This is a genomic window from Larkinella sp. C7 (genome assembly GCF_006149005.1).
Classification (GTDB): domain Bacteria; phylum Bacteroidota; class Bacteroidia; order Cytophagales; family Spirosomataceae; genus Larkinella.
Genome location: NZ_VBSL01000001.1, coordinates 562,657 through 576,371 on the forward strand (window position 1 = coordinate 562,657; position 13,715 = coordinate 576,371).

The window sequence follows — 13,715 nt, forward strand, 5'->3', positions numbered from 1 at the left end:
GCGTGTTTCATAGGATGGTGGTATAACTACATCGTGCGTTACAACGGCATTGGTCGAATGACAGCAAAGGTCGGCTTTCCCCCCATCATGTAGGACAAAAAAATGATGAACCGCCAAAATTCAGGCCTGAAAGGCATGGAGTGTAGCATAAAATTAACCGTTCCTTTTTTGCCACAACTGCGGATGAAGCAAGGGTATCGAAATACCTGTATCTTAGTCAAACGAATGAATTGAACGTGTAATCCATGAAAAGGGTACTGGGACTAGTTACATTTTTTCTGTCGATCGGGTTCTGCCTGCACGCCCAGACGTTGCGCCCCGAGCAGGCCCGCGCCGATGTTGACTACCTGAAGAAAAAAATGGACCGGCTACACCCCGGAATTGGTCAGTATATCCCGGAAAAAACGTACAACCAGCTTTTCGATTCCCTGCACCTGCAACTGCTGCGGCCCATTGCTTACCAGGCGTTCTTCCAAACAGCTACGCCCTTAATTACCAGCCTGAAAGATGGTCACACGGCCCTGTTGCACCGCAAAAAGTACTACAACAAAAACCGCCGTTTGATTCCATTTTACATCCGCAACGTCGGGCCGACCTATTACATTTCACACAACCTATCGTCCGACTCGACGCTTGTTCGGGGAACCGAACTCCTCTCGATCAACCAGCAGCCGGTGGCTGCGCTCCACCAGTTGCTTCAGGATGTCGACCGAAGCGGGTCTGATGGCGACAACCAGTCGGGCCGCCGGTCGCGGAGCCTCATCGCTTTTTCCAGCTATTATTACAACTGGTTTGGCCCCAGCGACTCGGTGCAGGTCGCCTTCCGTTTGCCCAACGACACCCTGATTCAGACCCGGTTTGTTCGCTGCGAAAACCGGAAAGTGATTGACGCAAATTTGACCAAACGCTATAAAAAAGAACTCAACCAAACGCCTAACCTTTCAGTCAGGGTGGTCGATAGCCTGGCACATACGGCGGTATTGCGGGTATCGACTTTCGGCGGAAATCTGTCCGATTTTCTGACGGGGAAGTTCCCGCGAAAACTCAAGCGGGCTTTTCGGGAAATTGAGCGTAAAGAAATAACGAATCTGGTGGTGGATGTGCGCAGCAACGGTGGAGGGGCCGTCAAAAATTCGGCGCGGCTGCTGCAATACTGGATTCCGCAGCCGTTTCGGTTGCTGGAGCGGGAAACGATGAAGCGCGGGTTTCGGAGTGCGTTCGTCACCTGGTACAATCCTGTCACCTGGGTGCTGTTCCCGGTATTTTACAAAAAAGACCCTTCCGGAGGGTATACAGAACGGTTTGCGGGCCGCCCCCACCAGCCAAAAACACGGTATGCCTACCGGGGTCAACTCTATTTTCTGGTCAACGGGGCGTCGTATTCTGCTACGGCTACGGTTCTGGCCCAAACGCTCACGAATCAGCTCGGCACGTTCGTTGGCGAAGCCACGGGAGGAGCCTACTGGGGTGATTTTGCCGGTCAATTCAAGATGATTACCCTGCCCCATTCGGGTCTGCGCGTCCGGATTCCCCTGAAACGCATGGCGCATGCCGTTGATCCCCGGCGTGCCAACGGTTTTACGGTTGAGCCGGATTTTCCGGTCGAAAGAACCTACGATGACCTGTTGCACGGCCGGGATTTTGGAATGCAGTATACCCTTCAACTGATCAAAGATGGCAAAGTGGCTGACCGGGGCCATGCGTCAAAGTCTCTGTCTGAAAATTAATTACCTGCTGGCCAGCCACATACGGACCAATCTCAACAGTTACGCCGGTTTCTGGTTATGCTATAGCGTGTGTATGGTTTTAGGGCCCGGAAGCGAAAACCGTTTCTCACGTTTAATCTCCACAATCTGAACGGTATTATGAGTGAACTAAAAGAATTGGGTTTAGGCATTATCGGTTTCGGCGGCTTTGGCCTTTTTGCCGCCCAGCATTTTCTCCAGACTCCCAATGTCAGGCTGATCGGCATCGCCGGTTCCCAGCGCGAGGAAGCCACCAAAGCCGCCAACCGCTTCGGAGCCACGCATTTCGACACCATCGATGAATTACTGGACCAGCCGGATCTGGATATCGTTTACATTGCCACGCCCCCTTTTCTGCACTACGAGCAGTCGATGCAGGCCCTGCGGGCCGGAAAACACGTCATCTGCGAAAAACCGCTGGCGATGAATGCCGAACAGGGCCACGAAATGGTCAGCTACGCCGAGAGCAAAGGCTTACTGATGGTCACCAACCTGATGCAACGCTACAATCCGATGTTCGAGCGGGTTAAAAAACTGATTGACAAGAAGATACTCGGTGAATTTCTACACGGTTATTTCGAAAACTACGCGGGTGACGAAGGGCTTTCACCCCAGCACTGGTTCTGGGACCGGGAACTGAGTGGCGGTATTTTTATCGAACACGGCGTTCACTTCTTCGATATGTTTGCGGGGTGGCTGGGGGAAGGCCAGGTGGAAGCCGCTCAGGTGTGCAAACGCGAGGGCAGCGACCTGGAAGATCAGGTCAATGCAACGGTTCGCTACGGCGATGCGCTGGTCAATTTCTACCACGGTTTTACGCAGGTGGGCCGGATGGATCGCCAGGAAATGCGGCTGTTGTTCGAGCGGGGCGACGTTACCTTGCAGGAATGGGTGCCCACACGGGCCGTTATCAGGGGACTGGTCGACGAAGCCGGAACGCGGGCGCTGATGGATTTGTTTCCGGGTTCGGTTCTGGACATTACGGCCAATTATGGCGGCAAAGACCGGGCCGCCCGCGGGCGCAACAAGGACTTTGAAATCGCCCAGCAGGTGCAGATCAGCTATGGTTTCGACCATCAGAAAATGCACCTCTACGGTGAGCTACTCCGGCAGATGTTCATCGACCAGACGTCGGCTATTCGCTATCCCGAAACCCACCGGAAGATTACTGAACAGAACGGGTTGGTCTCGCTGCTGACGGCGGTGGACGCCGATCGGTTGGCGCGTTCCTGATCTTCTTCCACACCCTATCTAACCATTACCAACCCTATTCAACCATATTCAACACCAACCATACCAACCCTATTCAACCATCACCGCCCCCCGGCCTATAGCCGGGGCTAGTGATGTGAGCCTTTCAGGCTCGTTGGGATGAATCTAATCGGTAACCCATTGCAATTTATTCGGTTCGCATTTACCTTTGCGACACTGCTGCATCGTATCATCACATACCGCCAACCTTCCCCGAAAATTCCCACCGAAATCCGGTAGGGCGTTTTCGTATGCCCTTTCTTTGGGCTAAATCAGGCTTCTCCTGGTAGCCTGAGGGTTTTTCCGTTTCATTCAAGTCCTTCTTTCATCCCTATGAAATCAAACGGTTTCATGGTAGCTCTGTTGTGCGCAGCGGTTTTCCGGATCGTTTCGTGTTCCAGAGCCATTTCCAGACAGACGCTGATCATGCAAAATACAGAACACAATAAATCCATTATCCGGGATTTCTACCGGCGCACGGTTGCCAACGGCGACCTCGATTATGCCGAACAAATCATTGCCGACAATTACATCCAACACAGCCTGATGGTGAAACCGGGCAAAGCGGGGCTGCTGGAAGCCCTGAAAGCGATGCAGCAAATGCCCAAACCAACCAATCCGGCCAAACCGTTCATGCGACTTATTGCGGAAAATGAGTACGTGGTGACCAACTTAGGTTTTGAACTGGGCGGGAAGCACATGGCCGTGGTTGATCTATTCCGGCTTCGGAACGGTCAGGTCATTGAACATTGGGACGCGGTTCAGCAGCAACCCGAAACGACCCTGAACGGGCATCCGATGATGGACGGAGCCGTCGATGTAGAGGACATGAGACGAACCGAAGCGAATAAAAAAGTAGTCGAAGCCTTCTGTCGACGCGTTCTGATCGGGCAGGAAATTGACGCGCTTTCGGATTATGTCTCGTCGGATCTGATTCAGCACAAGCCCGAAATTGCCAACGGTCGGGATGGTTTATGGCACTATTTGCAACAAACAAAGGAAGATTTCGCCATCCATAAAGTCCTTCGGATTATTGGCGAGGGGAATTTTGTGGTGGTGCAATCCGAAGGTCTTCTTAACCGAAAATCGGGTACGTTCTATGACATTTTCCGATTAAATCAGGGGAAAATCGTGGAACAGTGGGGTGTGCAGCAACTAAGGCCCTAACATCATCCCCGGTTTTAAGCTACAAAATGGGTCATCCCTACGGGATTCTTAGACCTGCCTCGTTCAATCTATACCCCCGGTTAAAACCGAGGGCTACAAAATGAATCATCCCTACGGGATTATGAATACAACAATCCCGTAGGGATAAGTCATTTTGTAGGGTGGGTTTCAACCCGCCCTACAAGGTGAAGATCGAATGCACAAAATCCCGTAGGGATGACTCATTTCGTTGCCCTCTTCACAACCGCATGCCCCGCAGTCGCAGACTATTGCTGACAACCGATACTGAACTAAGCGCCATTGCAGCCCCAGCAATCATCGGATTGAGCAGAAAACCGTTGATCGGGAACAGAATCCCGGCGGCAATCGGAATGCCGATGAGGTTGTAAATAAACGCCCAGAACAAATTCTGACGAATTACCCGCACGGTTTTCCGCGATAGTTCCAGCGCCTTCGGGATGCTGCCTAAATCGGACGTGATGAGCGTCATCCGGGCCACATCCATAGCAATGTCGGAGCCTTTACCCATTGCGATACTGACGTCGGCCTGCGCCAGCGCCTGGGAGTCGTTGATGCCGTCGCCCACCATCGCCACCACCTTTCCCCGGCTTTGCAATTCCTGGATGAAAGCGGCTTTATCGGACGGCATCACTTCGGCGCGGAAATCAGTCAGCCCGACGGCTTGGGCCACGGCACGGGCGGTTTGCGGATTGTCGCCCGTCAGCATATACACGTCAATACCCCGGTTTTTCAAAGTCTCAATCGCGGCTTTGGATGTTTCCTTGATCTGGTCGGCAATAGCGATGATGGCCAGCACGGTTTTTTCATTGGTGAAATACACCACCGTTCGGGCTTCGTCCTGCCACTGCTTCACGCGTTTTTCAACCGCCGAATCGACCGAAATACCATGTTCGTCCAGCAACCGACGGTTGCCCACCCGATAGGTAACGCCCTCATACCGCGCCGAAACCCCGCGCCCGGTCAGGCTCTCGAACGATTCCAGCGGCACACTTTTTACCGATAAACCGGTCAAATACTCAACGACGGCGTCGGCCAGCGGGTGTTCCGATTGGTTTTCCAGTGCGAATAAAATAGAGGATACCTGATCAATGTCGGAACGTTGCCATTCCAGGGTCGAAACGGCGGGTTTTCCGGCAGTAATGGTACCGGTTTTGTCCAGCACGACGGCGTTCACTTTATGGCCCAATTCCAGGCTTTCGGCGTCTTTGATCAGAATCTGGTTGTCGGCGCCTTTGCCCACACCAACCATGATGGCCGTAGGCGTCGCGAGTCCGAGCGCACAGGGACAGGCGATGACCAAAACGGTTACGGACGTCAGCAGCGCCTGCGCAAACGCGTTTTCGCCCGCAACGGCGGACCGCCCAAACAGCATCCAGACCAGAAAGGTCAGCAGGGCAATGCTGATGACAACCGGCACGAAAATACCGGCAATCCGGTCGACCAGTTTCTGCACCGGTGCTTTGCTGCCCTGCGCATCCTGCACCATGCGGATGATCTGCGCCAGAACCGTGTCGGCACCGACCTTTTCGGCCCGAAAGCGGAAGCTGCCTTTCTGGTTGATTGTTCCGGCAAAAACCGCCTGTTCCGCCTTTTTTTCCACCGGAACCGGCTCGCCCGAAATCATGCTTTCATCGACGAACGACGTACCAGAAACCACCACACCGTCCACGGGAATTTTCTCACCGGGCCGCACCACAATCACCTGACCCACCCGAACCGACGCCACCGGAATTTCCGTTTCCACGTCGTTTTCCACGATCCGGACGGTTTTGGGTTGCAATCCCATCAGCTTTTTGATAGCCGAGGAGGTGTTCGATTTGGCCCGTTCTTCAAGCAGTTTTCCCAGTAAAATAAAGACGACGATCACCGCAGCGGTCTCAAAATAGACGTGCGGGTGAATGCCGCGCCGGTGCCAGAAATCCGGGTTGAAGGTGTTGAATGTACTGAACAGAAAAGCAATGCCGGTCGACAGGGCGACCAGCGTATCCATGTTGGTTTTTCCGTGCCGGGCCTGTTTCCAGGCGTTGACGAAAAACGAGCGACCCAGACCAAACACAACCGGTGCGGACAACACCAGCATGATCTCGTTGGCATACGGAATCGTCATGAAAAACATCCCGATCACCACCACCGGAACCGACAGAACAGCCGCCCAGATCGTCCGTTTTTTCAGGGATTCATACTGACGTTCCTGCGCTTCGGCCTGCACCGCCAGCGGATCTTCCGCGTCGATCACCAGGTCGTAGCCAATGGAACGGATGGCGGTTTGTAAGTCCTGCTGCGTAACGGCTTGTGGATCAAATTCCACCCAGGCCTGCTGGTTGGCATAATTGACGCCCGCATCGACCACCCCCGGCGTCGTTTTCAGCATCGACTCCACGCTGACGGCACAGGCCGCACAGCTCATTTCCAGAACGGGGTAGGTTTTCCGAACCGGTTTCGAGGCTGCACCGGTTCGGACGGTTTTTGCTACTGCCGTGGGGTGCCCGTTCATACGGGTTCGGCTTTATAACCGGCTTCTTTCAGGGCTTCCTTCACCTGATCCACCGTGGCCCCTTCCACCGTCAGCAGTTTGTCGGGGTTCAGGGTATCGACCTGCCAGTGTGTTTCGCCGACGGCTTTGTTCAAAAAGGGTGTTACGGTGGCCACGCAGGCGGCACACTTGATATTGGTTTTGAATTGAATCGTTTCCATGCGCTTGTTTTTGTGATTTGACACTGCAAAGATCAGCAATAGAACAAGAGCCAATGGTACAGAATTCCGGTTGGTTCGTATAGAATTGTGTTACATAGCCAGGAATAACGGAATGGTCTCTTAATATTCGGCCAAACGGGGCAGTTCCACCGTCCGCAACCAATACCGCAAGGTGGTTTGTAACTGTTCCTGCCAGTCTTCAAACAAAACCGGCTTGGTGTGAAACGCCCGTGCGCCGAGCCGGTAGGCCTGGCTGATGTCTTCGGGCCGCGAGGACCCCGACCACATCACGACGGGAATCTGCTGGTAGTTTTCGTTGGCTTTCAGTTGCCGGAGGGTTTTCAGTCCGTCCAGAACCGGCATGAAAAAATCCAGCATAATCAGCGACGGATATTCTTCCGGAAGAATGCTCTGAAGATGCGTCAGCAGAGCCGCACCGTGTAAAAACCGGCGGATTTTCAGATCCGGCTGTATTTCATGAATCGCCCGATCGATGTAACTAAAATCGGTTTGATCGTCTTCCACAACGTAAAAAGTGATACTCGTTTCCATAGCGTTTTTCAACTTATTTCATCCAATCAAAATAAAATGTACTCCCTTTGCCCAATTCCGATTCCACCCAAACCTTGCCCCCCTGCTCTTCGACCAGCATTTTCAGGATAAACAACCCGACGCCGGTGCTGCTTTCGGCCTGGGCCACGTTGGAGGTAGTGCGAAATAATTTAAAAATCGCTTCGTGTTCATCCGGTGCAATTCCCGGGCCATTGTCTTTGACGTAAAATTCGATGGAACGGCCCCGGTCGTGGCAACCGATTTCAATGAAACCAACAGGTTTGTCATTGTATTTGATCGCATTGCTGATCAGGTTTTGAAAGATCTGATGCAGCTTTATTTTTTTGGTATTTAATACCGGTAATTGCCCTTTAATCTCGATGGAAATGTGCCGGGGCGGAAAAATCAGCAGCGCAATCTGATCGACCAGTTCGTGAACATCCACGGCTTCAACGGTTTGCTGCGCTACATTTTTCCGCGAATACTCCAGCAGGGAGTTGATCATCTCGGACAAATGAAAAGCCGCCGATTTCGAGTGACCCACGTATTCCTGAATTTCTTCGCGCGGAACCACCTCTTCCTCGTTTTTCATTTCGAGCAACGACAGGGCCGCAATCATGCCCACCAGGGGCGACTTCAGATCGTGCGCGACGATGTAGACAAATTTCTCCAGTTGCTTATTTATTTTCTCAAGCTGGAGCGCCGTCTGCTTCAGTTCCTGCTGGTAATGATACAATTGCTCGAACACATTCACTTTCGCTTTCGTCACGTTGACGTCCAGCGGTTTTTGCAGGTAATCGACGGCACCTTCGTCAAACCCTTTCAGAATATACTGCTCCTCCTTGTTGATGGCGGTAACGAAAATGATCGGGATGTCTTTGGTTTTCGGGTTTGATTTCAGAATCCGGGCCACTTCAAAACCGTCCATTTCGGGCATCTGAACATCCAGCATGACCAGACCTATGCGGTCGTTTTTCAGGGCATACCGCAACGCTTCGTTGCCCGACGTGGCCTTGATGAACGTTCGCTGGTCGTTCGCCAGCATTTCTTCGAGCACAAGCAAGTTCTCCTCGCGGTCGTCGACCAGCATGATCGTCATATCCGGAGAGTGGTTCGCTGTTACCATTCGTTTTTCAGTTAATCGTTGAGTGTGTGTAAAAAAGAGGCAATGTGTTCGGGTGTCAAAATGACAACATTTTTATTTCGGTTAATGGCAGCCTGCGGCATCACGGGATACTCGGCGGTGGCCGGATCCTGAACAATGGCCACCCCGCCCTGCCGGACGATGGCCAGCAATCCGTCGGCACCGTCCTGGTTGGCTCCGCTCAGCAGAATCGCCACCGCGCTTCCGGCGTAGGCCATCGCAATGCTTTCGAACGTGACGTCAATCGACGGACGGCTGTAATGAACCGGCTCGGAATAATCCAGGCTAATCGTCCGGTCGGCTTCAATCAGCAAATGATAGTTCTGCGGAGCCAGATAGACGCGTTGCGCCAGAATAGCCTCTTTATCATCGGGCTCGCCGATCACAAGCCCCCGGCCTTTGCTGGTCAGGATGGTGTCCATGCTGCTGGTAACGTTCTTCAGCCGGTGTAAAACCACGAAAACCGCAAACGGAAAGTTCGCCGGCAGGGCCTGCAACAAAGCCGCCACGACCGGTATACTACCCGCAGAACCGCCAATCGCCACCACTTTACATCCGGTCATGGTTTTTCAGTTTAAGGTTTACAGTTTTCAGTATACCGAAAACCATAAACCGAACATTTATAACTTACTCCGGTATATCCGAACTGCCGGGCTCACGACCTCGAACTGGTCCCGGGCCTCCGAAAACAGCAGCGATTCTTTCATGCCCAGCGCCAGATACCCCAGCGGAGCCAGGCTGTTGCTGAACAGCGTCATGACCCGGTTTTGTAACTCCCGGTTGAAATAGATCAGTACATTCCGGCAACAAACCAGTTGAAACTCGTTGAAAACCTGATCCGTTGCCAGATTATGGGTCGCAAAAACGATGTTCTTCCGGTATTCCTTGTGAATAATCGCGTTCTCGTACCGGGCCGTGTAATACGACGAAAAATCGTTCGTTCCGCCCGACTGAATGTAGTTGGACGTATACTCTTTCATGTTCTGCAACGGTACGATGCCCTGCCGCGCCCGCTCCAGATTGGCCGGATTCAGGTCGGTGGCATACAGGCGCGCCCGGTTGAGCAAACCCGCTTCGTGCAACAGAATCGCCATCGAAAACACCTCCTCGCCGGTTGAGCAGCCCGCGTGCCAGATTTTCAGGATCGGATACGACGCCAGCTTGGGCAACACGTTATTTCTCAACTCTTTATAAAAAGCCGGATCGCGAAACATTTCCGTAACATTCACCGTCAGCGACTCGATAAACCACGCAAAAAACCGGTCATCGTTCGTCAACTGGTACTTCAGTTCGAAGGCCGTCAGACAGCCCGCTTTCTGCATACACCGGATGACGCGACGCTGGAGCGACGCCCGGGCGTAATCGCCGAAATCGTAGCCATACTGCCGCCGAACCAGGTGAACGACCTCTTCCAGATCTTCCGCTGAAATGTGAATCGGCGCGATCATGCTTTGACGGATAACCAGACGCGCATCAACGAAAATAACCGGCCGCTGTCGATCGGTTTGGTAATGTAATCCGACGCCCCGGCTTCGATGGTTTTTTCGCGGTCACCGGGCATGGCCTTGGCCGTCAGCGCAATCACCGGCAAATGCAGCAGTTTCAAATCCGAGCGAATCCGGCGGGTGGCTTCATACCCGTCCATTTCGGGCATCATGATGTCCATCAGCACAATGTCGGTATCCGGGTGCTGCTGCAACACCTCCAGCGCTTCCCGGCCGTCGACGGCGGTCAGAACATTCATCTGCTGCTCTTCCAGCAAGGTACTGAGCGCAAAAACGTTCCGCATGTCGTCGTCCACCAGCAACACTTTTTTCCCCTGCAGGCTCTGGTCGTTGATTAGGGTCAGCGGTTTGGGCAATTCTTTCTTCTCGACTTCCTGCACTTTATACAAAAACAGCTCCAGTTCGTCCATCAGCCGGTCGATGGCCTGCGACGACTCCCGAATCACAACGTCGGACAGTTTTTTGAGCTGCCATTCGTCTGCCGGTTTCAAATCCTTGTCCATGTAAATGATCACGGGCAGCGATTCCATCGGCATGGCTTCGCGCAGGTCTTTCAATTGCCGGACACCTTTCTCCAGATCGCCCCCCATGTCGACAATCAGGCAGTCATACGGTTCTTTCCGCAGTTTTTCCAGTGCTTCCGCATTGGTGGCGACGTATTCGCATTCCAGATCAAACTTCCGCTGTCCGATAAATTGCCGCAGCGAATCGTCGTTCAGGTAATTGCCCGACAACACCAGCACCTTCTTGATCTGCCCCTGCAAGTGGTCGCTGATCCGCTCGAATGCCTTTTCCAGATCGTCTTTTTCGACTGGTTTCCGGATGTACGCCAGCGCACTCCCGATGCCCAGTTTTGGCTCGTCGGCCGCCGACATCACGTGTACCGGAATGGATTTCAGGCTCTCGTCGTTTTTCAGCCAGTTGATCACGCTCCAGCCATCCACCACCGGCAGCTGCATGTCCAGAATGATGGCCGACGGTTTGTATTTTCGGGCGTAATAAATACCTTCATCACCCCGCAAAGCCACAATCGTTTTGTATTTTTTGTTGCGGGCAAAATCCTGCACAACCCCGGCAAAAATGGGATCGTCTTCCACAATCAGCATTACTTTGTCGCCTTTTTCCAGCGTATTCCGGTCGTCTTTCAACGTGTTCTGTTCAACAACGCTGTTTTGCAAACGCGGCAATGTTCCATTCACAGGCGTCGAAGAAACAGGTTCCTTCTTCGGTTCGGGGGCAACGGTGCTGGGTTTATCGCCGGTTTGTGCTTCGGTCAGCGGCAAATAAACCGTAAACGTGCTTCCCTGGCCTTCTTCACTTTGCAGCCGCATTTCGCCACCGAGCCGCTTCACCAGTTCCTTGCTGATGGAAAGTCCGAGACCCGTACCGCCATACTTGCGGCTGGTAGAACCGTCGGCCTGCTGAAACGCTTCAAAAATAACCTGCTGCTTGTCCGGCGAAATGCCGATGCCGGTATCTTTGACGGCAATGACCAGCCACCGGTCGGCTTTCAGGAGGGGTTCGTTGGCAAAACCGTCCATCGGATTCCTGGTGCTGAACGAGAGCGTGACCACCCCGCGCTGGGGTGTAAACTTGAAGGCGTTGGACAACAGATTTTTGATAACCTGCTCCAGTCGCTGTTTGGCAATGAACAAAACCGGCGGCACCGACTCGTCAACTTCGGTGATGAGGGTAACGCCTTTCTGCTCCGCCACCACGCTAAACAGCTGCTCCTGATCGTAAACCATCCCGCTGACCGTCGCGTTTTCGGCCACCATGTCAATTTTCCCGGCTTCAATCTTGGACAAATCCAGAATATCGTTGATCAGATTGAGCAGATCCGAACCCGATTTATGAATGACATTGGCGTACTCGACCTGTTTGCCGGTGAGGTTACTGGCCTTATTCTCAGACAGCATTTTGGCCAGAATCAGGACGCTGTTCAGCGGAGTCCGCAGTTCGTGCGACATATTGGCCAGAAACTCCGACTTGTAGCGACCGGTTTCTTCCAGCTCACGTGCCTTCAGGGCGAGCGTCTGCCGACCCACTTCCACAGCCTCATTTTTCTCTTCCAGTTCGGCGTTGATCTGCCGCAATTCTTCTTCCTGCACCTTCAGTTCTTCTTCCGATGCCTGCAAAATTTCCGCCTGCCGCGTCAGTTCTTCGTTCGATTGCCGGAGTTCCTCCTGCTGGTTTTCCAGAATTTCTTTCTGTTCCTGCACCTGTTCCAGCAAGCGGTTCACCCTTCTGCGGGCGTCGGCTGCGTTCAGCGCAATGGCAATGTTGTTGGCAACGGATTTCAGCAAATCGAGTTGCGTGGGGGTCAGCGGCTGAAACGTCGCCAGTTCAATGACGCCCTTCAGTTCTTTTTTGTACCAGAGCGGCATACAGATCACCTGCCCCGGAACGGCTTTGCCGCTGCCCGACTGAATGGCCCAATAGTCGGCCGGAACGTGGCTGGTCACCATCACATCCGACTCCGTGGCCGACTGCCCCACCAGACCTTCTCCAATCGCATAATACCGGGTTGTGTGGGTTGGCAGCGCAACTGATGCATTCAGTTCCAGGTGTTGTTTTTCGTCGTCGTAGCAGTAAAAACCGCCCGCCTGAACGTCGAGATACCGCGTCAGATTTCGCAGGACTTCCTGCGCCAGCGACTCCGATTCGCCCACGCCCTGAACCGAATCGTTCACCACCGTCATCCCGGTCAGCAGCCAGTTTTTTTCCATGCTAACCTGGTTGAGCTGTTCGACTTCTTCCAGATTCTGAACCAGCCGGGCCTCCGCTTTCTGGCGCTTATTCATCTCATACCAAAATAGATAGGAAACAACGACGCCCAGAATCAACAGAATAACCGCCCCGACACTGAACACATAAATGGCCGTAATAACGGCCCTGTCGCTTTCTTTTTCACGGTTGGTCAGGAGTAATTCCTCCGCCTGAATCATCTCGTCCAGCGTTTTCCGAACCCGGTCCATCCGGGCTTTTTCGCCGTCGGTAACGCGCACAATATCGGCCCTGGTGTAGAGAGCCGCATCATCGCCCAATCCTTTCCAATAGTACAACAATTCCCGAATACGCCTTTCGGCTTCCACCGCCCGCCCCGTTTGTTCGGGACTGTCGATCACCAGCTTCCGAATGGCATCAGCCGATCCTTCGATTTTCCCGACGGCCTCATAATACGGTTTCAGAAACCGCTTTTCATTCGTACCCCGGAAGCCCCGCCGGCCGGTTTCCATGTCAACCAGCAACTGTTCCGTAATGGCTATACTTTTCAGAACCCGATAGCTGTGCCGAACCCACTGGGCTTCGTCAAACTGATTTCGAATGGTTCGAAACGCGATGATACCAAGCGCGACAAAGAGAAACAGAGCCAGGACAATCCCTAAATACAACCGATTGGTCGACGATAATTTCATACAGTTGAAGCGTCAAAACGGCGGGCAACAGAGGCAAAATAGGAGCGAAATAGTTTCACAAAATATGCGGCAAATACGGGATTTGGCAATCCCGGCTTATCCGTGACACGATCCAGTTGGCATACGACAAAACCCGATAATGAAGCCATTTAATAAATTACAAAAAGGCAAAAATCGTACCGCTATTGTTACTACATTTACAAAGCTGTAGATTTAA

The 13,715-nt window shown here is 53.0% G+C and carries 10 protein-coding genes; 3 read left to right on the top strand and 7 right to left on the bottom strand.

The genetic code is table 11. From position 1 onward, the window contains the following. Positions 1 to 245 precede the first annotated feature (245 nt). The 3 genes from FH871_RS02240 (at position 246) to FH871_RS02250 (ending at position 4,163) form a co-directional block, all read left to right on the top strand. Positions 246 to 1,727 carry a S41 family peptidase gene (locus FH871_RS02240; RefSeq protein WP_138989701.1) on the top strand — a complete coding sequence of 494 codons (1,482 nt, stop codon included), beginning with the start codon at positions 246 to 248 and terminating at the stop codon, positions 1,725 to 1,727. A 138-nt stretch (positions 1,728 to 1,865) separates the two neighbouring features. Beyond that, entirely contained in the window at positions 1,866 to 2,978 is a 1,113-nt protein-coding gene (locus tag FH871_RS02245; protein ID WP_138989702.1) for a Gfo/Idh/MocA family protein, read from the top strand. A 351-nt stretch (positions 2,979 to 3,329) separates the two neighbouring features. Further along, a complete protein-coding gene (locus FH871_RS02250) occupies positions 3,330 to 4,163 on the top strand; it encodes a nuclear transport factor 2 family protein (RefSeq protein WP_229316954.1) in 834 nt (277 codons plus the stop codon). A gap of 238 nt (positions 4,164 to 4,401) precedes the next feature. Here the strand turns inward: FH871_RS02250 and FH871_RS02255 are convergent, their stop codons facing one another. The 7 genes from FH871_RS02255 to FH871_RS02285 all read right to left on the bottom strand — a co-directional run bounded on the left by FH871_RS02255 (position 4,402) and on the right by FH871_RS02285 (position 13,498). Further along, entirely contained in the window at positions 4,402 to 6,591 is a 2,190-nt protein-coding gene (locus tag FH871_RS02255) for a cation-translocating P-type ATPase (protein WP_138990232.1), read from the bottom strand. Positions 6,592 to 6,674: 83 nt separating this feature from the next. After that, entirely contained in the window at positions 6,675 to 6,878 is a 204-nt protein-coding gene (locus tag FH871_RS02260; protein ID WP_138989703.1) for a heavy-metal-associated domain-containing protein, read from the bottom strand. A 120-nt stretch (positions 6,879 to 6,998) separates the two neighbouring features. Beyond that, positions 6,999 to 7,430: a response regulator gene (locus FH871_RS02265; protein WP_114404055.1), complete on the bottom strand. Its 432-nt coding sequence runs from the start codon at positions 7,428 to 7,430 to the stop codon at positions 6,999 to 7,001. A 13-nt stretch (positions 7,431 to 7,443) separates the two neighbouring features. After that, positions 7,444 to 8,556, bottom strand: coding sequence for an ATP-binding protein (locus FH871_RS02270; protein WP_138989704.1), 1,113 nt, complete (start codon positions 8,554 to 8,556; stop codon positions 7,444 to 7,446). Positions 8,557 to 8,567: 11 nt separating this feature from the next. Beyond that, on the bottom strand, positions 8,568 to 9,137 hold the full coding sequence (locus tag FH871_RS02275; RefSeq protein WP_138989705.1) for a chemotaxis protein CheB: 570 nt from the start codon (positions 9,135 to 9,137) through the stop codon (positions 8,568 to 8,570). A gap of 57 nt (positions 9,138 to 9,194) precedes the next feature. After that, complete coding sequence (locus tag FH871_RS02280; RefSeq protein ID WP_138989706.1) at positions 9,195 to 10,022, bottom strand: protein-glutamate O-methyltransferase CheR; 828 nt, start codon at positions 10,020 to 10,022, stop codon at positions 9,195 to 9,197. Beyond that, entirely contained in the window at positions 10,019 to 13,498 is a 3,480-nt protein-coding gene (locus tag FH871_RS02285) for a response regulator (RefSeq protein WP_138989707.1), read from the bottom strand. Before FH871_RS02285 ends, FH871_RS02280 begins: the two co-directional genes overlap by 4 nt. Between the last annotated feature and the right edge of the window lie 217 nt (positions 13,499 to 13,715).